26 protein-coding genes are annotated in these 24,079 nt (G+C 67.6%); 10 read left to right on the top strand and 16 right to left on the bottom strand.

The window, feature by feature from the left end; all coding sequences use genetic code 11:
- Nucleotides 1-23 precede the first annotated feature (23 nt).
- The 6 genes from kynB to AC1HFW_RS01530 all read left to right on the top strand — a co-directional run bounded on the left by kynB (nucleotide 24) and on the right by AC1HFW_RS01530 (nucleotide 5,433).
- A complete protein-coding gene (gene kynB / locus AC1HFW_RS01555; RefSeq protein ID WP_006393667.1) occupies nucleotides 24-653 on the top strand; it encodes an arylformamidase in 630 nt (209 codons plus the stop codon).
- A gap of 91 nt (nucleotides 654-744) precedes the next feature.
- Nucleotides 745-867, top strand: a complete 123-nt coding sequence (locus tag AC1HFW_RS01550) for a hypothetical protein (RefSeq protein ID WP_006393666.1) — start codon at nucleotides 745-747, stop codon at nucleotides 865-867.
- Nucleotides 864-1,712, top strand: a complete 849-nt coding sequence (kynA, locus tag AC1HFW_RS01545; protein ID WP_479281578.1) for a tryptophan 2,3-dioxygenase — start codon at nucleotides 864-866, stop codon at nucleotides 1,710-1,712. Before AC1HFW_RS01550 ends, kynA begins: the two co-directional genes overlap by 4 nt.
- 202 nt (nucleotides 1,713-1,914) lie before the next feature.
- The gene (locus AC1HFW_RS01540) at nucleotides 1,915-2,181 is read left to right on the top strand and encodes a type B 50S ribosomal protein L31 (protein WP_006393664.1); all 267 of its coding nucleotides are present in this window, start codon (nucleotides 1,915-1,917) and stop codon (nucleotides 2,179-2,181) included.
- Nucleotides 2,182-2,305: 124 nt separating this feature from the next.
- Nucleotides 2,306-4,036, top strand: a complete 1,731-nt coding sequence (locus AC1HFW_RS01535; protein ID WP_035360102.1) for an ArnT family glycosyltransferase — start codon at nucleotides 2,306-2,308, stop codon at nucleotides 4,034-4,036.
- Nucleotides 4,033-5,433, top strand: coding sequence for an MATE family efflux transporter (locus tag AC1HFW_RS01530; protein WP_479281577.1), 1,401 nt, complete (start codon nucleotides 4,033-4,035; stop codon nucleotides 5,431-5,433). Before AC1HFW_RS01535 ends, AC1HFW_RS01530 begins: the two co-directional genes overlap by 4 nt.
- A gap of 93 nt (nucleotides 5,434-5,526) precedes the next feature.
- On the opposite strand, the gene paaK is transcribed toward AC1HFW_RS01530, so the two are convergent.
- The 9 genes from paaK to paaA form a co-directional block, all read right to left on the bottom strand.
- Entirely contained in the window at nucleotides 5,527-6,843 is a 1,317-nt protein-coding gene (paaK, locus tag AC1HFW_RS01525) for a phenylacetate--CoA ligase PaaK (protein WP_054429453.1), read from the bottom strand.
- Between the two features lie 96 nt (nucleotides 6,844-6,939).
- Nucleotides 6,940-7,413, bottom strand: coding sequence for a hydroxyphenylacetyl-CoA thioesterase PaaI (gene paaI / locus AC1HFW_RS01520; protein WP_006393660.1), 474 nt, complete (start codon nucleotides 7,411-7,413; stop codon nucleotides 6,940-6,942).
- Nucleotides 7,413-8,201 (bottom strand): 2-(1,2-epoxy-1,2-dihydrophenyl)acetyl-CoA isomerase PaaG, encoded by a 789-nt coding sequence (gene paaG / locus AC1HFW_RS01515; protein ID WP_061072086.1) that lies wholly within the window; start codon nucleotides 8,199-8,201, stop codon nucleotides 7,413-7,415. The genes paaI and paaG overlap by 1 nt, the downstream gene beginning before the upstream one ends.
- 15 nt (nucleotides 8,202-8,216) lie before the next feature.
- A complete protein-coding gene (gene paaN / locus AC1HFW_RS01510; RefSeq protein WP_479281576.1) occupies nucleotides 8,217-9,881 on the bottom strand; it encodes a phenylacetic acid degradation protein PaaN in 1,665 nt (554 codons plus the stop codon).
- Nucleotides 9,882-9,926: 45 nt separating this feature from the next.
- Entirely contained in the window at nucleotides 9,927-11,015 is a 1,089-nt protein-coding gene (gene paaE, locus AC1HFW_RS01505) for a 1,2-phenylacetyl-CoA epoxidase subunit PaaE (RefSeq protein WP_006393657.1), read from the bottom strand.
- Nucleotides 11,016-11,029: 14 nt separating this feature from the next.
- Nucleotides 11,030-11,536, bottom strand: coding sequence for a 1,2-phenylacetyl-CoA epoxidase subunit PaaD (gene paaD, locus AC1HFW_RS01500; RefSeq protein WP_479281575.1), 507 nt, complete (start codon nucleotides 11,534-11,536; stop codon nucleotides 11,030-11,032).
- Nucleotides 11,533-12,297, bottom strand: coding sequence for a 1,2-phenylacetyl-CoA epoxidase subunit PaaC (gene paaC, locus AC1HFW_RS01495; RefSeq protein WP_006393655.1), 765 nt, complete (start codon nucleotides 12,295-12,297; stop codon nucleotides 11,533-11,535). The genes paaD and paaC overlap by 4 nt, the downstream gene beginning before the upstream one ends.
- A gap of 15 nt (nucleotides 12,298-12,312) precedes the next feature.
- On the bottom strand, nucleotides 12,313-12,597 hold the full coding sequence (gene paaB, locus AC1HFW_RS01490; protein WP_006388300.1) for a 1,2-phenylacetyl-CoA epoxidase subunit PaaB: 285 nt from the start codon (nucleotides 12,595-12,597) through the stop codon (nucleotides 12,313-12,315).
- 88 nt (nucleotides 12,598-12,685) lie between these two features.
- The gene (gene paaA, locus AC1HFW_RS01485; protein ID WP_006393654.1) at nucleotides 12,686-13,675 is read right to left on the bottom strand and encodes a 1,2-phenylacetyl-CoA epoxidase subunit PaaA; all 990 of its coding nucleotides are present in this window, start codon (nucleotides 13,673-13,675) and stop codon (nucleotides 12,686-12,688) included.
- Between the two features lie 172 nt (nucleotides 13,676-13,847).
- On the opposite strand from paaA, the gene paaX reads away from it, so the two are divergent.
- Nucleotides 13,848-14,777 (top strand): phenylacetic acid degradation operon negative regulatory protein PaaX, encoded by a 930-nt coding sequence (gene paaX / locus AC1HFW_RS01480; RefSeq protein WP_479281574.1) that lies wholly within the window; start codon nucleotides 13,848-13,850, stop codon nucleotides 14,775-14,777.
- Nucleotides 14,778-14,799: 22 nt separating this feature from the next.
- On the opposite strand, the gene AC1HFW_RS01475 is transcribed toward paaX, so the two are convergent.
- On the bottom strand, nucleotides 14,800-15,423 hold the full coding sequence (locus AC1HFW_RS01475) for an NAD(P)H-hydrate epimerase (protein WP_479281573.1): 624 nt from the start codon (nucleotides 15,421-15,423) through the stop codon (nucleotides 14,800-14,802).
- Nucleotides 15,424-15,458: 35 nt separating this feature from the next.
- Nucleotides 15,459-16,004, bottom strand: a complete 546-nt coding sequence (gene orn, locus AC1HFW_RS01470) for an oligoribonuclease (RefSeq protein WP_006393651.1) — start codon at nucleotides 16,002-16,004, stop codon at nucleotides 15,459-15,461.
- Nucleotides 16,005-16,079: 75 nt separating this feature from the next.
- Between orn and AC1HFW_RS01465 the strand changes: the two genes are divergently transcribed.
- Together AC1HFW_RS01465 and rsgA are read left to right on the top strand one after the other, a co-directional pair.
- The gene (locus AC1HFW_RS01465) at nucleotides 16,080-17,330 is read left to right on the top strand and encodes a M48 family metallopeptidase (RefSeq protein ID WP_006393650.1); all 1,251 of its coding nucleotides are present in this window, start codon (nucleotides 16,080-16,082) and stop codon (nucleotides 17,328-17,330) included.
- Complete coding sequence (rsgA, locus tag AC1HFW_RS01460; RefSeq protein ID WP_116521266.1) at nucleotides 17,327-18,289, top strand: ribosome small subunit-dependent GTPase A; 963 nt, start codon at nucleotides 17,327-17,329, stop codon at nucleotides 18,287-18,289. The genes AC1HFW_RS01465 and rsgA overlap by 4 nt, the downstream gene beginning before the upstream one ends.
- 52 nt (nucleotides 18,290-18,341) lie before the next feature.
- On the opposite strand, the gene AC1HFW_RS01455 is transcribed toward rsgA, so the two are convergent.
- Together AC1HFW_RS01455 and rplS are read right to left on the bottom strand one after the other, a co-directional pair.
- Nucleotides 18,342-19,073 (bottom strand): CoA pyrophosphatase, encoded by a 732-nt coding sequence (locus AC1HFW_RS01455; protein WP_050813136.1) that lies wholly within the window; start codon nucleotides 19,071-19,073, stop codon nucleotides 18,342-18,344.
- Between the two features lie 123 nt (nucleotides 19,074-19,196).
- Nucleotides 19,197-19,577, bottom strand: coding sequence for a 50S ribosomal protein L19 (gene rplS, locus AC1HFW_RS01450; RefSeq protein ID WP_006218237.1), 381 nt, complete (start codon nucleotides 19,575-19,577; stop codon nucleotides 19,197-19,199).
- Between the two features lie 233 nt (nucleotides 19,578-19,810).
- On the opposite strand from rplS, the gene AC1HFW_RS01445 reads away from it, so the two are divergent.
- Nucleotides 19,811-20,683, top strand: a complete 873-nt coding sequence (locus AC1HFW_RS01445; protein WP_006393647.1) for a DMT family transporter — start codon at nucleotides 19,811-19,813, stop codon at nucleotides 20,681-20,683.
- Nucleotides 20,684-20,689: 6 nt separating this feature from the next.
- Here AC1HFW_RS01445 and AC1HFW_RS01440 read toward each other — a convergent pair whose 3' ends face one another.
- The 3 genes from AC1HFW_RS01440 to AC1HFW_RS01430 form a co-directional block, all read right to left on the bottom strand.
- Complete coding sequence (locus AC1HFW_RS01440) at nucleotides 20,690-21,151, bottom strand: hypothetical protein (protein ID WP_479281572.1); 462 nt, start codon at nucleotides 21,149-21,151, stop codon at nucleotides 20,690-20,692.
- Between the two features lie 72 nt (nucleotides 21,152-21,223).
- Nucleotides 21,224-22,564 carry a PA0069 family radical SAM protein gene (locus AC1HFW_RS01435; RefSeq protein ID WP_479281571.1) on the bottom strand — a complete coding sequence of 447 codons (1,341 nt, stop codon included), beginning with the start codon at nucleotides 22,562-22,564 and terminating at the stop codon, nucleotides 21,224-21,226.
- 212 nt (nucleotides 22,565-22,776) lie between these two features.
- On the bottom strand, nucleotides 22,777-24,075 hold the full coding sequence (locus tag AC1HFW_RS01430; protein WP_006393644.1) for a sulfate adenylyltransferase subunit 1: 1,299 nt from the start codon (nucleotides 24,073-24,075) through the stop codon (nucleotides 22,777-22,779).
- Between the last annotated feature and the right edge of the window lie 4 nt (nucleotides 24,076-24,079).

The raw sequence follows: 24,079 nt of genomic DNA, 5'->3' as shown, positions 1-24,079 counted from the left end.
GCTTTCGCGACCCCGCGCCTTCCATGAAACGCCTGTGGGATATCTCCCCTCCCGTCTCCACGGCCTCGCCCGTGTTTCCTGGCGATACGCCGTATCGCCAGCAATGGAAGTGGTCGCTCGCGCCCGGCTGTCCCGTCAACGTCAGCGAAATCACCCTGTCGCCGCACGTGGGCGCGCATGCCGATGCGCCGCTGCACTACCAGAACGGCGCCGCGGCCATCGGCGCGGTTTCGCTCGAACCCTTCCTGGGCCCCTGTCGCGTCATCCACGCCATTGACTGCGGGCCGCTGATCACCCCGGAGCACCTGCTCCACGCCGCCAACAACCTGCCGCCGCGCATCCTGGTGCGTACCGCCAAGCATGCCGCGCAGGAATGGTGGACGGACGACTTCTCGGCCTACGCGCCCCAGACCATCGAATGGCTGGCCGAACGCGGCGTCATGCTGATCGGGTTGGACACCCCCAGCATCGACCCCGCGTCCAGCAAGACCCTGGACAGCCATCACACCATCCTGCGGCACGACATGCGAGTACTGGAGAACCTGGTGCTCGACGACGTGCCGGAGGGCGATTACGAACTGATCGCACTGCCGCTGGCTTTGATCCAGGCTGACGCCAGCCCGGTGCGCGCCGTCTTGCGCGAACTGGGCTGATACCGGCCACCGGGCAGGCCGCGCGCGAGACGCGGCGCGATGAGCGCGCCGTCCCGTCGCGCGCGGCCCGCCCCTTCGAAGAAGCACGACCATGAAGACTCCCTCCGATCCGCGCATGGCGCTCGCCTGCGCCCGCCTGCCGCATGCCGGCTGGCGCAGCCTGCCCGCCTCCGCCCGCCGCGCCGCCCCGCCCTGCCAGGGAGGCCGCGCATGAGCCAGAACCCACGCCCCGAAGACATCGTCCGCGAGGAAAAGGCGCAGCTGGATTTCACGCGCGACATGACCTACGGCGATTACCTGCACCTGGACGAGCTGCTGGGCGCGCAACACCCGCTGTCGCCCGAGCACAACGAGATGCTGTTCATCATCCAGCACCAGACCAGCGAGCTCTGGATGAAGCTGATGCTGCATGAACTGCGCGGCGCCATCGCCAACCTGGCCGCGGACCGCCCGCAGCCGGCCTTCAAGATGCTGGCCCGGGTCAGCAAGATCATGGAACAGCTGGTCCACGCCTGGGACGTGCTGGCGACCATGACGCCGCCCGAGTACTCCGCCCTGCGCCCCTACCTGGCGCGCTCCAGCGGCTTCCAGAGCTACCAGTACCGCCAGATCGAATTCCTGCTGGGCAACAAGAACGCCGCCATGCTCAAGCCGCACGCGCATCGCGCGGACCTGCTGGCGCAGGTGCAGCAGGCCTATGAAGCGCCGTCGCTCTATGACGAATCGCTGCGCCTGCTGGCGCGGCACGGCGTGGCGGTGCCGGCCGACCGCCTGGAGCGCGACTGGACCCAGCCCTACCAGGCCTCCGACGGCGTCGAACAGGCCTGGCTGACGGTCTACCGCGACACCGACCGCTACTGGGACCTGTACCAGCTGGGCGAAAAGCTGACCGACCTGGAAGACGCCTTCCGCCTGTGGCGTTTCCGCCACGTCACCACGGTCGAGCGCGTCATCGGCTTCAAGCGCGGCACCGGCGGCACCTCGGGCGTGGATTACCTGCGGCGCATGCTGGAAGTGGTGCTGTTCCCGGAGATCTGGAAACTGCGCACCGATCTGTAATCGGCGCGATCATCCGTCCCCGGATGAAGAATCCGGGCGCCCCCCAGCGGAGCGACCCGGATTACCTGACCCTGGCAGTGATTCCCATGCTAGAATGCACAGTTACTTTTCGGATACGTGGCAAGAACGCCTGAAAAAGCGATTCGTGCTGGCGACCCTAACTTTTGACATGACTCCCTTGAGGGAGTCCTAGGAAAGCACCATGAAAGAAGGCATTCACCCCGAATACCGCGAAGTCGTCTTCGCCGACCTGCAAACGGGCAGCAAGTTCATCACCCGCTCGACCGTTCAAACGCGCGAAACCGTCGAACTCGATGGCAAGACGTACCCGCTCTTCAAGTGCGACGTGACCTCCGAATCGCACCCGTTCTACACGGGCGCCCAGACGCGTATCGTCGAAACCGGCCGTGTGGAAAAGTTCCGCGCCCGTTTCGCCCGTACCGCCGGCACGGTCAAGTCCGCTTCCTGATCCTGTCGCTCCCACGGGAGTCACAGCAAAAAGGCAGCCTCCGGGCTGCTTTTTTTTCCCCTGACCCTGCTCCTACGCACACCGGGGGCTGGCGCTTCCCGATCACTCGGTTACATTAACGCCCGTGTCCCCACTTTCCATTTCCACTCCGGCCCGGCTGACGTCCGTGGCCACCGCGAAACTGCCCAGGCTGATCCTGCTTGGGCTGGCGCTGGCGTACATCATCGCCGGCCTGTTCATGCGCGACCCGTGGAAAACGGACGACGCGGTCGGCCTGGCCACCATGATCACCGCCATCCGCGAAGGCGGGATCACCTGGCTGCTGCCGCAAGTGGGGCACCTGGCCCACGCCGAGGAAGGCCCGCTGATCACCTGGGTCGGCGCGATCAGCATCTGGCTGTTCGGCCCCTTCATCGGCGACATCACCGCCGGCCGCCTGCCGAACCTGCTGTGGTTCGGCGTGACGGCCATGAGCGTCTGGTACGGCACCTACCTGCTCGGCCGCCGCGCCGAAGCCCAGCCGCTGGCGCTGCCCTTCGGCGGCGAACCGGAGCCGCGCGACTACGGCCGCATGCTGGCCGACGCCGCCCTGCTGTTGCTCCTGGCCACGGTCGGCATCCTGCAGCGCACCCACGAGACCACGGTGGTGCCCGCCATCATGGCCTGCCAGGCGCTGGCCTTCTATTCGCTCGCGCGCACCGTGGACCGCCCCGTCACCGGCTCGACCACGCTGGGCATCGCGCTGGCCGCCAGCTTCCTCACGCGCGGCTGGATCGGCGCCCTGCCGATCATGGTCGCCGCCCTGCTCGCGTTCTATCCGCGCGGCCCGCTCTGGAAATGCAAGCGCTGGCTGCCCTGGGCCGCGCTGGTCGCCGCCGTCCTGATCCTGGCCTGGTGGATTCCCGCCACCCAGAGCAGTGAATACTGGATCCGCAACTGGAAGACGTGGAACCTGGCGTCCTTCGCCGTGCCCACCTGGCACGACGTGGGCCGCACCCTGCGCGACCTGCCCTGGTACCTGTGGCCGACCTGGCCGCTGGCGCTGCTGGCCATCTGGCGCTGGCGCGCCTGGATCTACGCCCCGCACATCTGGCTGCCGCTGATGCTGCTGATCTGCTCGGCCCTGGTGCTGTTCGGGCTGGACGAGGCCAGCGACTCCGAGTACGTGCTGCTAGCCGTGCCGTGCGCGGTGCTGGGCGCGTTCTCGCTGCCGACCCTGCGGCGCGGCGTGGTCAACACGCTGGACTGGTTCGCCGTGATGTGTTTTTCGCTGACCGCCGCCACCGCATGGCTCGGCTGGATCGCCCTGCACTTCCAATGGCCCGCGCAGATTTCGCGCAACATCGGCCGCCAGACGACCGGCTATGAGCCCGTCATCTCCTGGGTGGCGTTTGCGCTGGCGGTAGTCTTCACCATCGGCTGGATCGCGCTGGTGGTCTGGCGCCTGCGGGTCAAGCCGCAAGCCCTGTGGCGCGGCACCGTGCTGTCCGCCGGCGGCCTGACCGTCACCTGGATCCTGCTGGTGCTGTTGTGGCAGCCCGCGGTCGACTATGCCCGCAGCTATCGCACCGTGTCCGGCGAACTGGCCCAGGCCCTGGAGCAGAACATCCGGCCGGGCGAATGCGTGCGCGGCCTGAGCCTGGGCAGCGGCCAGCGCGCCTCGTTCCTTATCTTCAACAACCTGACGTTCACGTTCGACTCGAAGTGCACGCTGGTGCTGCAGCAGACCACCAACCAGAGCCTGCGCGACAACACCGCCGCCTACAGCGACAGCGCCGACGTGCTGTGGCAGGGCGGCCGCCGCGCCGACCGCCAGGAAGTCTTCCGCCTGCTGCGCGTCGGCCCCACGCGATGACTCCCGCCTCCGCGGCGCCGGCCAGTTTCGGCGCCACCCTGCGCGGCATCGCCAAGCAGGCCTGGCCGGTCCTGATCAGCCAATGGGCCGGCATCTCGTTCGGCGTCCTCGACACCGCCATGACCGGCCACGCCAGCGCCAATGACCTGGCGGCGATGGCCCTGTCGGCCTCCATCTACATCACCGTCTTCGTCGGCCTGATGGGCGTGGTCCACGCCCTCATCCCGATCCTGGCGCAGCACTTCGGCGCCGGCAACAACGACGAGGTCGGCCGCAGCTGGGGCCAGGGCGTGTGGCTGGCGCTGGGACTATCGGTGGTGGGCGGCATCCTGATGCTGTTCCCGGATTTCTGGCTGTCGATGTCGGGCAACGTCGATCCCGGCGTGCGCGAGCGCATCGCCTCGTACCTGCGGGCGCTGATCCTGGCCCTGCCGGCCGCGCTGGTGTTCCGCACCATCTACGCGCTCGGCACCTCGGTCTCGCGGCCCAAGCTGGTGATGGCGATCAACCTCGCCGCCATCGGCTTCAAGGCCTTCTTCAACTGGCTGTTCATCTACGGCAGCCTCGGCCTGCCCGCCATGGGCGCCACCGGCGCCGGGCTGGCCACGGCGGTGGTGTCGTGGATGAGCCTGGGGCTGGGCCTGTGGGTCATCACCCACGACCGCTATTACCGCCGCTTCCACCTGCACGTCGGCCGCCCCGACTGGAAGACGCTCAAGGAGCTGCTGCGCCTGGGCATCCCCATGGGCGGCTCGTACCTGGTGGAAGTCTCGGCCTTCACCTTCATGGCGCTGCTGGTGGCGCGCGAAGGCACCTTCGTGACCGGCGGCCACCAGATCATGTCGAACCTGGCGGCGCTGTGCTACATGATGCCGATGGCGCTGGGCGTGGCCACCGCCGCCCTGACGGCGCAGGCGATCGGCGCCGGCAACCTGGCGCATGCCCACCGCACCGGCATGGCCGGGCTGGCGCTGGGGCTGATGGGTGCCCTGCTCACCGCGGTGGCGCTGCTGGCCGGCCGTCCGCTGATCCTGGCGGCCTATACCGACAATCCCCAGGTGGCCGCGGTGGCCACCACGCTGCTGGCGGTGCTGCCGCTGTTCCACCTGTTCGACTCCATGCAGTGCATCAACTCGTACCTGCTGCGCGCCTACAAGGTGGCGGTGGTGCCGCTGCTGCTGCAGACCGTGGCGCTGGCCGGCGTCGGCCTGGTCGGCGGCTGGTGGTTCGGCTTCGGGCCTGGCCGCGGCGGCCTGGACGGGCTGCGCGAGATCCTGGTGCCCGGCTCGCCCCAGGGCGCGGGCAGCATGTGGCTGATGGCAATGGTTGGCCTGGCGCTGTCGGCCACCCTGCTGCACTTCTGGTACCGTCATATCGTGCGCGCCGTGGCGCGCTAGGCGGGTGCCGGTCCAATAAAAAAAGCAGCCCATGGCTGCTGCTTTTTTTATTTCCGCGCGCCGCGTGGCAACGGCCACGCGGCGTGGCCATGCTCAGCCCTTCGGGCGCTTGTCGATCACGCGCCGGGCCTTGCCGGTCAGCGTGCGCTCGACGTGGCCGGCATCCGACACCTGGATGCGGGCGCTGACGCCGATGTGCGTCTTGACCGCGTGCTGCAGCTGCTTGCCCAGCGCGGCGCGCTCGGCGTCCGACAGGGTCGAGAACTCGGCCCGGACTTCCGTCAGGATCTCGAGCTCGTCCATATTGCCGGTGCGCGACAGCACCAGCTGGTAGTGCGGCGCCAGCTGCGCGATCTTGAGCACCAGTTCCTCGACCTGGGTCGGGAACATGTTCACGCCGCGCACGATCAGCATGTCGTCGCTGCGGCCGGTGATCTTGCCGATGCGGCGCATGCTGCGCGCGGTGGGCGGCAGCAGGCGGGTCAGGTCGCGGGTGCGGTAGCGGATGATGGGCATCGCTTCCTTGGTGAGCGAGGTGAACACCAGTTCGCCCGGCTCGCCGTCCGCCACGGGCTCGCCCGTGTCCGGATTGATGATCTCGGCGTAGAAGTGGTCTTCCCACACCACCGGACCGTCCTTGGTCTCGACGCACTCGCTGGCCACGCCCGGGCCCATCACTTCGGACAAGCCATAGATATCGACCGCGTCGATGCCGGCCTCGGCCTCGATGTCGGCGCGCATCTGGCCGGTCCAGGGCTCGGCGCCGAAGATGCCGATGCGCAGCGAAGTTTGACGCGGATCAATTCCCTGGCGGCGCTGCTCCTCCAGAATATTGCAGAAATAGGAGGGCGTGACCATGATGATGTCCGGACGGAAATCGTTGATCAGCTGCACCTGCTTTTCGGTCTGCCCGCCCGACATCGGAATGACGGTGCAACCCAGGCGCTCGGCGCCGTAATGCGCGCCCAGGCCGCCCGTGAACAGGCCGTAGCCGTACGCCACGTGCACCGTGTCGCCGGGCTTGCCGCCCGCCGCGCGGATCGAGCGCGCCACCAGGTTGGCCCAGTTGTCCAGGTCGCGCTGGGTGTAGCCCACCACGGTCGGCTTGCCGGTCGTGCCGCTGGATGCGTGGATGCGCGAGATGCGCTCGCGCGGCACCGCGAACATGCCGAACGGATAGTTCTCGCGCAGTTCCTTCTTGGTGGTGAACGGGAACTTCGAAATATCCGACAGCTGCTTCAGGTCGTCCGGATGCACGCCCATCTCGTCGAACGCCTTCTTGTAGTGCGGCACGTTCTCGTAGGCGTGCTTGAGCGACCACTTCAGGCGCTCGAGCTGCAACGCGCGCAGCTCATCCTGGCTGGCATGCTCGATGGGGTCCAGCCCCGGCTTGCTCATGGTGTTGGACATGGTTATCTCTCTCCTGGAATGCTCTACCCTCCGTGCCGGGGGACGCGCCGCGCGTCCGCCTCGGCCGGTGGCCTTGTCTCTGATTGGTTGATGCGTTCAAGCCTCGGCCGGCGTGCCGACGATCTGCCCCTTGATGCGGTAGGAACGGCCACGGAACAGGGCGACGTTGCGGCCGTCCTGGTTGGTGATGGTCACGTCGTACACCCCGGTGCGGCCCGCCAGCGAACGCTCTTGCGCCACCGCGGTCAGCAGGTCGCCCTCGAAGCCGGGGGCCAGGTAATCGATGGTGCAACCCGACGCCACGGTGCTGACGTTGCGCGAATTGCAGGAAAACGCGAAGGCGCTGTCGGCCAGCGCGAAGATGAACCCGCCGTGGCAGGTCTTGTGGCCGTTGAGCATGTCGGGACGCACCCGCATGGTCAGGCGCGCATAGCCCGGCGCCATTTCCTCGACCTTCATGTCCAGGCCCTGCGAGGCCGCGTCGCCGGCGTACATCACCGTGCCCACGGCCTGCGCCAATTCCTGCGGATCCGTCGGCGCCTCGACGGGCGGAACGTGCGTGCTGCTCATCATTGCCCCTTGAACTGCGGTTCGCGTTTGCCCAGGAAGGCCGCCACGCCTTCGGCGTAGTCGGCGCTGCGGCCCAATTCACGCATCATGTCGCGCTCCAGGTCCAGCTGGGTCGCCAGGTCATTGCCCAGGCTGGCCTGCAAGGCGCGCTTGGTATAGGCCAGGCCCTTGGTCGGCGCGCGCGAGAAATGCTGCGCCAGGTTCTCCAGCGTCGCGTCGAACGCGTCGTCGGCCACGCATTGCCAGATCAGGCCCCAGGCCTCGGCCTGGCGCGCGCTGAGCTTGTCGCCCAGCAACGCCAAGCCCATGGCGCGGGCGCGCCCCACCAGGCGCGGCAGCACGAAGGTGCCGCCCGTGTCGGGAATCAGGCCCAGCTTGCAGAACGACTGGATGAAGTTGGCCGATTCCTTGGCGATGACGATGTCGCCGGCGAACGCCAGGTTGGCGCCGGCGCCGGCCGCCACGCCATTGACCCCCACCACCACCGGCATCGGCAAGGCGTTCAGGCGGCGCACCAGCGGCGCGTAGAACTTGTCGACGGTCTCGCCCAGGTCGGGCGGCGTGCCGTCGGGCGCGGGCTTGCGCTCGCTCAGGTCCTGCCCGGCGCAGAAGCCGCGGCCGGCGCCAGTCAGCACCAGCACGCGCGCGCCTTCGGTTTCGACCCGGGTCAGCGCATGCGCCACTTCACCATGCATGTTGGCGGTGAAGCTGTTGAGCTTGTCCGGGCGGTTCAGCGTCAGGCGGGCAATGCCGCCGGCCAGTTCGAATTGGATGTCTTGATAGGTCATGTGCGGATCCACCGTTCAGATGTGGCGGCGGGTCTGCACCACGCGGAAGCGGTTGGACACATAGGCCGAATCGGACAGCGCCGCGTTGGCCGCCGGGTTGGCGCCGGTGCCGTGGAAGTCGCTGAAGGCCGCGGTCTGGTTGACGAACACCGCGCCGGTCAGGTTCAGCGACAGCGACACGCCGGACTCTTCCGCCGCTTCCTGGACCTGCTCGGCCACGTCGTTGCTGGTGGTGTAGGCCGACAGCGACAGGGCGCCGTGCTCGATCACGCTGTCGCGCGCGATCTGGATGCTGTGCGCGGTGGAATCGGTGGCGACCACGAAGGCGATCGGGCCGAACCATTCCTGGCTGATGGCGGCGTTGCCGGCCTCGGCGCGCAGCAGCAGCGGCGTGCGCACGCGGGCGTTCTCGAACTGCGGGTGCGTCAGCGTCTTGCTGTCGGCCACCACCGGCAGGCCCAGCGCGCGGGCCTTCTCGATGCGCTCGACGATGCCTTCGTTCTGGATTGCGCCGGTCAGTTCGACGGCCTTGGCGGCATCGGCGCCGAGCTTGTCGACCGCGGAGCCCAGGGCGGCGGCGACCTCATCGAAGCTGACCCGGCCTTCCGGCGTCTGGATGCCATCGCGCGGCACGTAGATGTTCTGCGGGGCCGTGCACATCTGGCCCGAATACAGCGCCAGCGAGAACGCCAGGTTGCGCGCCACGCCCTTCAGGTCGGCGGCCGAATCGATGATGACCTGGTTGACGCCGGCCTTCTCGGTGTAGACCAGCGCCTGGCGGGCGTTGTTCTCGAGCCAGTCGCCGTTGGCGGTGCTGCCGGTGAAGTCGATGATCTTGACCGCGGGATCCAGCGCCAGCTGGCGCGCGGTGTCTTCCTCGGCGGTGTGCGCGGCCAGCAGCACCACGTCGGGATCGAAGCCGGCTTCCTGCAGCACTTCGCGCGCGACCTTGACGGTCAGCGCCAGCGGCAGGATCGCGCCCGGATGCGGCTTGACGATGACGGTGTTGCCGGTCGCCAGGCTGGCGAACAGGCCGGGATAGCCGTTCCAGGTCGGGAAGGTCGAGCAGCCGATCACCAGCGCCACGCCGCGCGGCACCACGGTGAAGTGCTTTTCCATGCGGATGGGGTCGTTCTTGCCCTGCGGCTTTTCCCAGATGGCGACGCCGGGAATGCGCGACATTTCCTGCCAGGCGTAGGCCACGGCCTCGAAGCCGCGGTCCTGCGCGTGCGGGCCGCCGGCCTGGAAAGCCATCATGAAGCCCTGGCCGGTGGTGTGCTGCACGGCGTAGGCCATTTCGAAGCTGAGCTTGTTCAGGCGCGCCAGGATTTCCAGCGACACGCCCACCCAGGCCTGCGGGCCGGCGCGGCGCCAGTCCTGCAGCGCGCGCTTGGACGCGGCCACCAGCTTGGCGGCCGGCACGTGCGGATAGGTGATGCCCAGGTCGAAGCCAAAGGGCGACTTCTCGCCGCCGACGGTGCCGTCGGCGTCATGCAGGTTCAGCGGGAACGGCTTGCCGCGCAGGGCGTCGAAGGCGGCGCGGCCGTCGTCATTGGCGGTCTCGCCATAGTTGCGGGGGCTGGGCGACTCGGCAAACGGGCTCCAGTAGCCGCGCAGCGCGGCGGCGGCCAGGGCTTGTTCCAGCAGGGGCTGATGGCGTTCGAAGAATTTCTGGGACACTGCGTCTCTCCAAATGGAATAGGGGTCTGACTGGCGCGCGCCGGGTCAGGTTTCCTGGTCGAAGTCGATCACCAGGCGGTCGCTGACCGGAAAGCTCTGGCAGCTCAGGATAAAGCCTCGCGCCACTTCGTAGTCTTCCAGGGCGAAGTTGGCATCCATGTCCACTTCGCCCTCGACCACCTTGCAGCGGCAGGTGGAACACACCCCGCCCTTGCACGAATACGGCAGCTCGATGCCCTGCGCCAGCGCCGAATCCAGCACGCTGTCTTTGTTCTTGTCGATCACGAACTTGCGGCTGTGGCCGTCCTGCACCACCGTCACCTCGCACTGGCCCTTGCCGGGCGCCTGGCGGGCATCCTGCCCCGTGCGCAACGCGCGCGGCCCCTTCGGGGCGCCGAACAGTTCGAACTTGATGTTCGCCTTCGGGATGCCGCGGGCCTGCAGCCGCTCGACCACGCTCTCGGTCATGGTCTGCGGACCGCAGACAAAAGCGTAGTCGATATCCTCGGGGCTCATCCAGGCCGACATCAGCTGGTCGACCTTGTCGCCGTCCAGGCGGCCGTTGAACAGCTCGATGTCCTGGGTCTCGCGGCTCATGACGTAGACCAGCGAGAAGCGGTCCATGTACAGGTTCTTCAGGTCCTCGATCTCTTCGCGGAACAGCACCGCCGACGAGGCGCGGTTGCCGAAGAACAGCGTGAACTTGCTGTTCGGTTCGGTCGACAGCGCGGTCTTGACCAGCGAGAACACCGGCGTGATGCCGCTGCCCACCGCGAAGGCCACGTAGTGGCGCTGGTTCTGCGGCGCGAAGTCGACGGTGAAATTGCCGGCCGGCGCCATCACTTCCAGCGTCTGGCCCGGCTGCAGCTCGTGGTTGGCCCAACTGGAGAAGACGCCTTCATCGACCTTCTTGATCGCCACGCGCAACAGCTTGTCGCGCGGCGCCGAACAGATCGAATAGGAGCGGCGCAGTTCCTCGCCGTTGAGCTGCGTGCGCAGCGTCAGGTACTGGCCCGGCAGGAAAGCGAATTCATCGACCAGCGTGTCGGGCAGGTCGAACGTCACGACCACCGCGTCGCGCGTGTTGCGCGCCACCGAGGCCACTTTCAGGGGGTGGAATTGGTTCAGGCTCATTCTCGAAACCACTCTCAGTGAGTCTTGAAGTAATCGAACGGCTCGCGGCAGCTGACGCAGCGGTACAGCGCCTTGCACGAGGTCGATCCGAAGTTGCTGACCAGGCGCGTGTCGCGCGAGCCGCAACGCGGGCACTCGATGGCGGGCCCGGCATTGCGCCGGCTGATGCCCGAGATGTCGATGGCCTGCTGCGCCGGCGCGGCGATGCCGTAGTCCTTGAGCGCGGCGCGGCCCTTCTCGCTCATCCAGTCGGTGGTCCAGGCGGGCGACAGGCGCGTCTCGACGCGCACCTCGCCGATGCCGTGGCGCGCCAGCACCTGGCGGATGTCCTCGGTGATCTCGCGCATCGCGGGGCAGCCGGAGTAGGTCGGCGTGATGACGACGACGCAGGCGTCGCCATCCCAGGCCACGTCGCGCACCACGCCCAGGTCCACCACCGACAGCACGGGGATCTCCGGATCGGGAACCTCCTGCAGCCAGGCGTAGACCTGCTCGATGGACGCGGACGCCAGCGTGTTCACCACGTCGCTCCCGGATAGGCGCGCGGCAGGTACTGCATTTCCGCGAGCACGTAGCCCAGTTCCTCGGTGTGCCGGCCCTGGCGGCCGCCGCTGTGGGCCGGATGATTCGCGGCCGCGGCGTCGGGCACCGTCAGCGTGGCTTCCTCGAGCACTTCGCGCACGTGCTGTTCCCAGGGCGCGCGCAACGCGGCCAGTTCACAGCCGATGCCGCGCGCCGCCATGTCCTGGTCGATCGCGTCGTCGGTGAACAGTTCGCCGGTGAAGCGCCAGGCGTCGTCGATCGCCGCCTGCATCCTGGCGTGGCTGGTCTCGGTGCCATCACCCAGGCGCACCACCAGGTCGGACGAGCGCCGCACGTGGTAGGTCACTTCCTTGAGCGACTTGGCGGCGATGCCGGCCACGCGCTCGTCCGACGACTGCGCCAGGCGCTGCAGCAGGAAGTAGTGCCAGACGTCGAACAGGAACTGCCGCGCCATGGTGTCGGCGTAGTTGCCGTTGGGCCGTTCGACCAGCAGCGCGTTGTGGAACTGGTGGGCATCGCGCAGGTAGGCCAGCGCGTCCTCGTCGCGGCCCGCGCCCTCGACCTCGCCGGCCAGCGTCAGCCACATGCGGGCCTGGCCCAGCAGGTCGAGCGCGGTGTTGGTCAGCGCCAGGTCCTCTTCCAGGATCGGGCCGTGCCCGGTCCAGGCGCCCAGACGTTGCGACAGGATCAGCGGCGTGTCGCCCAGGCGCAGCAGGTATTCGAAGAAAGTCTTGTCCATGTCTCCCCCGCCGCCTTACATGTGCTTGATTTCTTCAGGCATCGGGAAGAACGTGGGATGCCGATAGACCTTGCTGTTGGCCGGCTCGAACAAGGGATCCTTGTCGCCGGGGCTGCTGGCGGAGATGTCGGAGGCGCGCACCACCCAGATGCTCAGGCCTTCATTGCGGCGGGTATAGACGTCGCGGGCGTGGTTGATCGCCATTTCGGCGTCGGGCGCGTGCAGGCTGCCGACGTGCTTGTGCGCCAGGCCGTGCTGGCTGCGGATGAACACTTCCCACAGAGGCCAGTCTTTGCTCATGATGGATATCCTCGGATGCCGGGCGCGCAGCGCGCCCCGGGTATGGATGAGTAAGAAGTTGGAAGGCCGGGCGCCGCCCGGCCAGGGCTCAGGCCGCCTTGCGCTCGGCCTGTTTGTCGGCGTAGGCGACCAGCGCGTCGCGCACCCAGGCGCCGTCTTCGTGCGCCTTGACGCGCGCCGCCAGGCGCTCGCGGTTGCACGGGCCATTGCCCTTGAGCACGGCGTAGAACTCGCTCCAGTCGATCTCGCCGAAGTCGTAGTGGCCGCGTTCGGCGTTCCACTTCAGCTCGGGATCGGGGACGGTGAGGCCCAGGTACTCGGCCTGCGGCACGGTCTGGTCGACCATCTTCTGGCGCAGTTCGTCGTTGGAGAACAGCTTGATCTTCCAGGCCATGGACTGGGCGCTGTTGGGCGAGTCGGCATCGGACGGGCCGAACATCATGAGCGCCGGCCACCACCAGCGGTTCAGCGAGTCCTGCACCATCGCCTTCTGTTCGGGCGTGCCGTGCAGGCACATCTGCATCAGCAGGTCGTAGCCCTGGCGCTGGTGGAAGGACTCCTCCTTACAGACGCGCACCATGGCGCGGGCGTAGGGGCCGTAGGAGCAGCGGCACAGCGGGATCTGGTTGATGATGGCCGAGCCGTCGACCAGCCAGCCGATCATGCCGATGTCGGCCCAGCTGAGCGTGGGGTAGTTGAAGATGCTGGAGTACTTGGCGCGGCCGGCGTGCAGGTCGTCGATCAGGTCGTCGCGCGACACGCCCAGGGTCTCGGCGGCGCTGTACAGGTAGAGGCCGTGGCCGGCTTCGTCCTGCACCTTGGCCAGCAGGATGGCCTTGCGCTTGAGCGACGGGGCCCGGGTGATCCAGTTGCCCTCGGGCAGCATGCCGACGATCTCGGAGTGCGCGTGCTGCGAGATCTGGCGCACCAGGGTCTTGCGGTAGGCCTCGGGCATCCAGTCCTTGGCCTCGATCCGCACGCCATCGTCGATGCGGCGCTGGAACGTCTGTTCGCGGCCTTCGAGCTGGTCCGCGGTCTTGACCTGCTTGACGCCGGTTTCGACGAGTTGAGCGTACATGGTTGTCTCCTTGAGACGGTTTGCGATAGCGCAAAGCAAACGCCGCGCAGTGCCGTCATGTCATAGGCGGATTATTTAATACAAAAAAACCATTGTCAAACTCAAATCTGTATCACATTGGATTTATGTATCATATCGAGGATCCCGATATCGGCCGCTCGCGGCCTCCCTTATGGCAAACCCTCAGTCGCCCCTGGACCGTTACCTGTCACGCCTCATCAAGAGCGATCCGCCGCGCGCCAAATCGCTCTGCGTCAGCCTGCTGGGCGATGCCCTGGCTCCCCATGGCGGCGCCATCTGGCTGGGCGACCTGATCGAGCTGCTGGCGCCCCTGGGCATCAACGAACGCCTGCTGCGCACCAGCGTGTTCCGGCTGGTGGCGCAGAACTGGCTGCAGTCCGAACGCCATGGCCGCCGCAGCCTCTACCTGATTTCCGAACAGGGCCTGCGCCACACGGCGCACGCCTCACAGCGCATCTACGTGGGCGCGCCGCGGGACTGGAACGGGGAATGGACGCTGGTGGCGTTGCCGCGCACCGGCAACGGGCTGGCCGAACGCGCGGAGCTGCGCCGCGAGCTGGTTTGGGAAGGGTTCGGCATGATCGCGCCGGGGCTGTTCGCGCATCCGCACACCGAGGCGCGCGCGGCGCACGACATCCTGGAAAAACTGGGCATTCCGGACAAGGCGCTGGTCCTGTCGGCGCGCGACCTGGCCGGCGCCGGCGGCCTGCCGATCGCCAGCCTGGCCTCGCAGTGCTGGAACCTGGACGACGTGGCCGAGCAATACCGGCAATTCAGCAGGAATTTCGGACCATTGGAAAAGCTGCTGGAAGCGCCCCCGCCCCCGCCGGACGCGTTCGTCACCCGCGTCATGCTGCTGCACAATTGGCGCCGGATCGTGCTGCACGACCCTCACCTGCCCGGCCCCATGCTGCAGGACAACTGGCCTGGCCATGCGGCGCGCGAGCTCTGCGGCCGCATTTACTGGCAGGTGTTCGACGCCTCGGAAGCGCACCTGAACACCCTGGCCGGCCGCGACAACGAACGCTACACGCCGCTGGCTGCCGACATCGCGACGCGCTTCGGCGGTCGTCCGGCCTGACAGGGCCGCCGCGGGATGGCCATCAGCCCCCGCCGCCCTCTTCCGGCATCACGACGCCCAGCGTATCGATGTGAAGTTCGCCTGCCGCCGGGGCGCGTTCCAGCCCCCTGGCCCGGGCGATGAAGGACAGCGTCCAGCGCGCCAGCACCGGCCGGCCCAGGGCCGCGCCCGTGTCGGCGTCGATGCCGCTGGGCACGTCCAGCGCCAGCACCGGCACCCGCCAGCCGTTGACCGTATCCACCAGCGCCTGCCAGTCCGGCCCCAGGGGACGGTTCAATCCGATGCCGAACAGGCCGTCGATGACCAGGTCCGGCACCAGGCCGGGCTCAAGCCCCGGCGATACGGCGCCGCCCGCCGCGATCCAGCCGGCGTAGGCGCGGGCGGCATCGTCGGGCAGCCGCTGCGCGCCGGCGGGCAGCACCACCCGGACATCGTGGCCGCATTCCCGCAGCCGGGTCGCCGCTTCCAGGGCATCGCCGCCATTGTTGCCGGGGCCGGCCAGCGCCAGCAGCGTGGCGCCGGGCGCCACCCGGCGCGCCACGAAACGGGCGGCCGCAGCGCCCGCCAGCGGCATCAGCCGCCGGCCTTCGGCCAGGGCCTGGCGTTCGGCGGCGCGGATCCGGGCGACGGAATGGGAAGTCGGCATGGCGGCTCGCGGGCGGCTGCCGCCAGCTCGGCGGCTTACACCTTCAGGAAGTGTTCGCGGTAATACTTCAGTTCGTCGATCGATTCATAGATGTCGGCCAGCGCTTCGTGGCGGCTCTTCTTCTCGAAGCCCTTGTACACGGCCGGCGCCCAGCGGCGCGCCAGTTCCTTGAGCGTGCTGACATCCAGGTTGCGGTAGTGGAAGAACTGTTCCAGGCGCGGCATGTAAGCAAACATGAAACGACGGTCCTGGCTGATGGTGTTGCCGCACAGCGGCGACTTGCCGGCCGGCACGTGCTGCGCGAGAAACGCCAACAGCGTATCCTCTGCCTGCGCTTCGGAAATCGTCGAGGCGCGGACCTTGTCGATCAGGCCGCTCTTGCCGTGGGTGGACTTGTTCCAGCTGTCCATGGCGTCGAGCAGGCTGTCCGACTGGTGCACGACCAGCACGGGGCCTTCGGCGACGACGGTCAGGTCGGCCTCGGTCACCACCACGGCGACCTCGATGATGCGCTCTTTCTCAGGGTCCAGGCCGGTCATTTCCATGTCGAGCCAGACCAGGCGGTTTTCGTTCACAGCCATATAATTTGCCTATAAAAGACGCGATTTCAAACCCGCGATTTTCGCACATACCCATTTGAGCCGGCCGCATCGCCCATGTTCACATTGCTGTTCGTTGCCTTCCTGCTGACCGATATCGCCGTGCGCATGTGGCTGGCCAGTCGCCAGATCCGCCACGTGGCGCGCCATCGCGACCAGGTGCCTCCGGAATTCTCCCACCGGATCGGCCTGGCGAGCCACCAGCGCGCCGCCGACTACACGGTTGCCCGGGTCAGGCTGGGCATGTTCGAACGCACCTATGACGCCATCCTGCTGATCTGCCTGACGCTGATGGGCGGCCTGCAGGCCATCGACCTGCTGGTAGGCCAGCTTACCAGCAACGACTTCCTGCGCCAGATGCTGCTGCTGGTGGCGGTGGCGCTGCTGCTGGGGCTGCTGGGCCTGCCTTTCACCCTGTGGCGGCAGTTCAAGCTGGAAGCCCGCTTCGGTTTCAACCGCATGACGCCCGAGCTGTTCATCTCGGACGCGGCCAAGGGCCTGCTGGTGGCGGCGGTGCTGGGGCTGCCGCTGGCCGCCGCGGTGCTGTGGCTGATGGGCAGCGCGGGGCAATACTGGTGGATCTGGGCCTGGGCGCTCTGGACCGTGTTCAACCTGGCGCTGCTGATCGTCTACCCGATGTTCATCGCCCCGCTGTTCAACAAGTTCACCCCGCTGTCCGACCCCGAACTGGCCGGCCGCATCCAGCGCCTGGCGCAACGCTGCGGCTTCGCGCTCAACGGCCTGTTCGTGATGGACGGCTCGCGTCGCTCGGCCCACGGCAACGCCTATTTCACCGGTTTCGGCCGCTCGCGCCGCATCGTGTTCTTCGACACGCTGCTGGCGCGCCTGAACGCCGACGAGATCGAGGCGGTGCTGGCGCACGAGCTGGGCCATTTCGCCAAGCGCCACATCATCAAGCGCATCCTCTTCAGCTTCGCGGCCGCGCTGGGCTTTTTCGCCATCCTCGGCTGGGTCGCGCAGCAACCGTGGTTCTACGTGGGCCTGGGCGTGCTGCCGCAGCTGGGCGGCCGCAACGACGCCATGGCGCTGTTGCTGTTCTTCCTGGCCATTCCCGTTTTCACCTTCGTCTTCACGCCGCTGGCCAGCTGGTACTCGCGCCGCGACGAGTTCGAGGCCGACCGCTACGCGGCCGAGCAGAGCTCGCCCGACCGCCTGGTGTCCGCCCTGGTCAAGCTCTACGACGACAACGCCGCCACCCTGACTCCCGATCCCGTGCACTCCGCCTTCTACGACAGCCATCCCCCCGCCGCCGTGCGCATCCGCCACCTGACGGCGCCCGCGGCATGAGCATGAACGACCGGAACAAGGCCGCCTTCCAGGACGCGCCCCAAGGCGGCGCGCCCGCCAACGCCGCCAACGAAGGCCGCATCATCGCGGCGCACGGCCGCCACTACACCGTCGAGCTGGCCGATGGCAGCCTGCGCAAGTGCTTTCCGCGCGGCAAGAAGGCCGGCGCCGCCGTCGGCGACCGCGTCCGCATCACGCCCCAGGGCCAGGACGAAGGCGCCATCGACGCCATCCTGCCGCGGCGCAACCTGCTGTACCGCTCCGATGAAATGCGGTCCAAGCAATTCGCTTCAAACGTGGACCAGTTGCTGATCGTCGTGGCGGTGCAGCCGACCTTCTCCGACGATCTCACCGGCCGCGCGCTGGCCGGCGCCTGGAGTGCCGGCATCGAGCCGCTGATCATCCTGAACAAGACCGACATCGCCGACGCGCTGCCCGCGGCCCGCGCCCGCCTGGCGCCGATCGCCGCGCTGGGCGTGGACATCATCGAACTGAGCGCGCTGGAACCCGAAAAGGTCCACACGCTGCTGGCGCCGCGCCTGGCCGGCCGCACCAACCTGCTGCTGGGACAGAGCGGCATGGGTAAGTCGACGCTGCTGAACGCGCTGGTGCCGGATGCCGCCGCGCCCACCCGCGAGCATTCGACGGCGCTGGACATGGGCAAGCACACCACCACCAGCACCCGTCTCTATCACCTGCCCGCGCCGGGCGGCGACCTGATCGACTCGCCGGGCTTCCAGGCCTTCGGCCTGCAGCACCTGAGCCGCGAGGACATCATCCGCGGCTTTCCGGAATTCACCAAGCCGATCGAATCCTGCCGTTTCTACAACTGCACCCATCGCCACGAGCCGGGCTGCGGCGTGGTCGCGGCGCTGGACGCGGGCGCGATCGATCCGGCGCGCTATGCGCTGTACCTGCGCATCCTGGACGAGAACCTGGCGGGACAACAACGGTATTGAGCGGGCCGCCTGGCGGCGGCCGGCCGGCGCGGCGATCCGCGCGCCAGCCGTATCAACGCGGCTGGAAGCCGTTGCGCAACAGGTGATAGAGGTTGCGCAACATGCCGGCCGTGGCGCCCCAGATGAAGTGCCTGCCATAGGGCATGCCGTAATAGTGGCGCACCCGGCCATCCTCGAGCCGCGCTTCGTACAGGCGGTGATTGGCCGGATCCATCAGGAACGACAGCGGCACCTCGAACACCTCGGCCACCTCGAACGCGTCCGGCGCCAGCTGGAAGCCGGGGGTCACCAGCGACACCACGGGAATGATCGAGAAACCCGTGGCGGTCAGGTACGGCGGCATGCTGCCCAGCACCTCGACGTGGTTCGCCGGCAGCCCGGTTTCCTCCTGCGCCTCGCGCAGGGCGGCGTCGATCGGGGTAGCGTCGCTGGTCTCGATGCGGCCACCCGGAAAGCTGATCTGGCCGGCGTGGTCGTGCAGGTGGGCCGCGCGCTGGGTCAGCATGATGTGCACGCCGTTCTCGCGGGTCACCAGCGGGATCAGCACGGCCGCCGGCACCGGCGCGCCTTCGCGGCCGGGATAGCGCAGGTCGTTGTCGCGCGACAACTCGAGCGTCCAGGTGGCAGGCTGGCTGAGCGTGCCGCGCAGCTGGTCGGGCGTGAGCAGGCCGGACGGCACCGCCGGCAGGGAATCGTTGGCGACGACCCAGGGTTGCGACGCCGGATCGAATCCGGGACGCGCCAATGGCCGTCGTGGCCGAGCAGAAGACGAGGAATCAGACATTCGGCTTTTCAAAAAGAAAAAGGCACCCTCGCAGGTGCCTTTTTAACCCGGAAACCCGTGCCGAACGAAAACGCTGGATGGCGTGTGCGTCCGACACTGGTAGGGCCGTGTGCCGATAAGCGATCAAGCCGCCGAGGCTTGCTTGCTGACCAGCTTTTCCTTGATACGCGCCGACTTGCCCGAGCGGTTGCGCAGGTAGTACAGCTTGGCGCGGCGCACGTCGCCGCGGCGCTTGACTTCGATGCCGGCGATTTGCGGCGAGTACAGCTGGAACGTACGTTCCACGGCTTCACCCGACGAAATCTTGCGCACGGTGAACGCGGAGTTCAGGCCGCGGTTGCGCTTGGCGATCACGACGCCTTCGAAAGCCTGCACGCGCTTGCGGGTGCCTTCAACGACGTTCACGCTCACGATGACGGTGTCACCGGGAGCAAATTCAGGCTTGGCTTGGCCGCCGGTCAGGCGGGCAATCTCTTCCTGTTCCAGGATAGCGATAAGGTTCATTGAGAACTCCTAGATCATCATGCCTTTGCGGACTAAAAAGCTTTGCCGTTCGATGTTGTTCACGCCCGCCAAAAAGGCCAGGCCATGTACCGCAAGCAGAGGATGAGATTTGGCAAACCAATGATTCTACACCAAAAATTGGCCGACGCCTCGGGTAACATGGCGCCCTGCCCGCGGGTTTGCGGTACCCTAGCGGTTTCTGTAACAAACACGTCATAAGACGCTGTTCCCTCATGTCGTATTCGTCCCTGTTATTGGTCGTCCTGGCGGCGATGGCCCACGCAACGTGGAACCTGCTCGCCAAGCGCGCGGCCATGGTGGGCGCTCCCTTTGTCTTCGCCTATGGGCTGTGCGCCTCGGTGCTGTACGCGCCGTGGGTCGTGTGGGTGCTGCTGCATGACGGCATGACGTGGACCTGGCCGGTGGTCGGGGCGATCCTGACCTCCAGCCTGTTGCATCTGGGCTACAGCCTGTGCCTGCAACGCGGCTATCAGGTCGCGGACCTGTCGGTGGTGTATCCGATCGCCCGTGGCACGGGCCCCCTGCTCTCGACCACCGGCGCCTTCCTGCTGCTGCGCGAACCGGCCACCACCACCGGCATCGCCGGCATGCTGTGCGTCGTGATCGGGGTGCTGCTGATCGCCACCCAGGGGCGGCTGTCGATCTTCCGCAACGCCCAGGCCTGGGTAGGCGTGCGCTGGGGCATGGTGATCGGCCTGTTCATCGCCGCCTACACCGTGGTGGACGCCTATGGCGTCAAGGTGCTGCTGATCAGCCCGGTGCTGTTCGACTGGTTCACCTGTGTCACCCGCACCGCCATGATGACGCCGCACATGGTGAAGCGCCGCGCCCAGGCGTGGGAGCTGATGCGCGGCCACTGGCACCTGGCCCTGGCGGTGGGCCTGCTATCGCCGCTGGGCTACATCCTGGTGCTGTATGCGCTGCGCAACGGCGCGCCGCTGAGCCTGGTGGCCCCGGCGCGGGAAATGTCGATGATGCTGGGCACCCTGGCGGGCATGTTCCTGCTACGCGAGAAAGTCGGCCCTGGCCGCCTGGCGGGCTGCCTGTCGATCCTGGCGGGCGTGGTGCTGCTGGGTTCGACCTGACTGCCCTCAAAAGCCGCCGGCCACGCCCAGCCACATCAGGGCGGGAATCATCGCGCCCCACGCCAGCACCAGCACCACGTCCAGCACCATGCTTTTCACGCTGACCTGATCCGACACGGGTTCGACGGTGGCATTGCCCAGGCTGCGCTCGCGCGGCGCCTGGACGACATTGCCAACCGGCACGGCATCAGCCGTGGCCGGCGGAAACGGCCACCGGCCCGGCTGCGTACCCGACCGCTTGCGCGGCTCGACGTGCGCGGGCGCCGCCACGCCGCCCGCGGCGGGAACCGAAAGATCGATGGACGCGGCGCCATTCGCATGGCCGCCCGCCGGCGCGGTAGCCCAGGGCATGGCCAGCCCCGTGAAACGGGCATAGGCGGCACGCGCGCGCTGCGCCGCGCGGCGCAGCGGGGTCAGGGAAACGGCGGCGAGATCATCCGGCAGGACGGAGAGTTGAGCGGTGTTCATGAGGAACTCCTAGTAACGCGGTCAAGAACCGCGGCAACGCGCCGCGGCGGCAACCCACGGCCGGGCCGTGGGTCAATCGAACAACGACAATTGCCCGGCAACCATGGCGCGCAATTGGCGCGCGCCGCGCCCGTAGGCGCCGGCAACCGGCAAGGCACTGGCAAAAGGGACCCCTGAAGACGCTTTCGCGCCAGCCGGGGATGGGAAAGCGGGGGCGCCGGCGGCGGCCGGCGAGAACAAGGCGGCGGAACCACCGGCGGGCGCCGGCGGCTGGAAACGGTCGCAGTCGAGCGCCAGCCGGTGGCGGTTCAGGCCGAGCTTGCGGGTGGCCACGGCGAAGCGCTGGCGCAGCAGGTCGGCCCAGATGCCGGTGCCGCGCATGCGCGAACCGAAGTTGGGATCGTTGCGGCGGCCGTTGCGCAGGTCTTCGATGCGATGGAGCACGCGCTGGGCGCGATCCGGGTAGTGGGCGTTGAGCCAGTCCTCGAACAGGGTTTTGACTTCCCAGGGCAGGCGGATGACGGTGTAGCTGGCGTAGTGCGCGCCCGCCGCCTTGGATTCCTGCAGGATGTGTTCCATGGCGTCATCGTTGATGAACGGGATCACGGGCGCCACCAGCACGCCGACCGGCACCCCGGCGGCGGTCAGGTTGCGCACGGCTTCCAGGCGGCGCCAGGGGGCCGCCGCGCGCGGCTCGAGCGTGCGGGCCATGTCGGCGTCCAGCGTGGTGATGCTCATGTAGACCACCACCAGCTTGTGCTCGGCCAGCGCGGCCAGCAGGTCGAGGTCGCGGGCGACCAGGGCGTTCTTGGTGACGATGGTGACCGGATGGCGGGTTTCGAGCATCAGCTCGAGCATGCCGCGCGTCAGGCGCCAGTCGCGCTCGATGGGCTGGTAGGCATCCGTGGCCGAGCCGATATTGATGGGCGACGGCTTGTAGCCGGGGCGGCTGATTTCCGCCCGCAGCGCCTCGACCGCGTTGGCCTTGGCCACCAGCCGTGTCTCGAAATCGAGGCCGGGGGAATAGCCCAGGTAGGAGTGGGTCGGGCGGGCGTAGCAATAGACGCAACCGTGCTCGCAGCCACGATAGGGATTGACGGCCACGTCGAAGGGGATGTCGGGCGAATCATTGCGCGACAGGATCTTGCGGGCTTCTTCGGCCGTGACGGTGGTCTTGGGGGCGGCGGGCGCCCGGCGGACGTCGGGCAGGATGGGGATGACGGAAGTATTGGGGACAGCGTCAACGAAATCAGCCGGGAGGCCCGACGTGGACCAGCCATCGTCGACCTGCTGGCGGTCATCTTTCTGGAAGCGATGCCGAACATTAGTAACCGCACCCCGACCGCGCAAGGCGGCGGGGGCGGCAGCCGGGGACCCAGAACCGGCGGGAAAAGAATGATCGGTGCGTGCCATGAAAACTACTGTACAAAAACACAGTGGTTTTGACAAGCACCAAAAGCCTTTTCGTAAGACAGCCCCACTTTACCGCAAGACGAAGACGGCGTCCGGACAATTCGATTTCATGTTGCGATATCGCCCGGAAACCCGCGCCTGCATTGGATTTGGAATAAAAACAACACCTCAGGACCGATGCCGCGCGGGCTTTTTCCGCCCCGACTTGCGGTTTACCGAAGCATGCCCGCCGCCGCGGTCTGATGGGTGGCTTCGTCGATCAGGATGAAGGCGCCGGTGGCGGGCACATCCGTGTATCGATCGACCGCCAACGACTCGCGCGTCGTGAACGCGACGCGACCGATGTCGTTCATGCGCAGCGTGCCCTCGGTGTTCTCCACTTCCTGCAATTCGTGGATGTCGCGATGCGAGAGCACCGCGCGGATCTTCGCCGACGTCAGCCGCGTGCCATGCTTGAGCAGATACTTGCGCGCGGGGTTGAGCGCCTGCGCATCGAGCCAGCACAGCTCCGCCTCGAACTCGCGCGCGACCTGCGCCGGCGCCGCCGCGTGCACGATCACGTCGCCGCGCGACACGTCGACATCGCGGTCCAGCACCAGCGTGACCGAGTCGCCCGCCACCGCTTCATCGAGCGCGCGATCGAACAGCCGCACTTCCTGCACGCGCGCCGTCACGCCCGACGGCTGCACGGTGATCTCGTCGCCGGGACGCAGCACGCCGCTGGCGATGCGGCCGGCGTAGCCGCGGAAGTCATCCTTGCGGCTGCCGTCGTGACGCGCCACCCACTGCACTGGAAAGCGCAGCGGACCCGCGCCGTTGTCGCCGCTCAGTTCCAGCGATTCCAGCAGCGTCAGCAACGGCTGGCCCGAATACCACGGCGTCTTGTCCGACAGCGTCACCACGTTGTCGCCGTTCAGCGCCGACAACGGCAGCGCATCGAAGTGCGCGATGCCGAGCTTGCCCGCCAAATCGGCGTAGGCGTCGCGGATGCGCTCGAACACGGCCGGGTCCCAATCGACCAGGTCCATCTTGTTGACCGCCACCACGATGTGGCGGATGCCCAGCAGCCGCGCGATAGTGCTGTGGCGCTTGGTCTGCGGCAGCAGCTTGCCGTCGGCGGCGCGGGTGGCGTCGATCAGGATCACGGCCACGTCGGCGGTGGACGCGCCGGTGACCATGTTGCGGGTGTACTGCTCGTGGCCGGGCGCGTCGGCGATGATGAACTTGCGCGCCGGGGTCGAGAAATAGCGGTAGGCCACGTCGATGGTGATGCCCTGTTCGCGCTCGGCCTCCAGGCCGTCGGTCAGCAGCGAGAAGTCGATGCCGCCCTCGGCCACGCGCTTGTACTTGGCGCGCGAGATGGCGTCGAGCTGGTCGGCGAACACGCCCTTGCTGTCATACAGCAGGCGGCCGATCAGCGTCGACTTGCCGTCGTCGACCGAGCCCGCGGTGATCAGGCGCAGCACGCCCGTGCCGGCGCCCGAAAGAAAAGAATCGTTTACTGCGTTCATATGC

This window comes from Achromobacter sp. ISS7, assembly GCF_056523125.1.
This window is presented reverse-complemented; position numbering and strand designations above follow the sequence as displayed.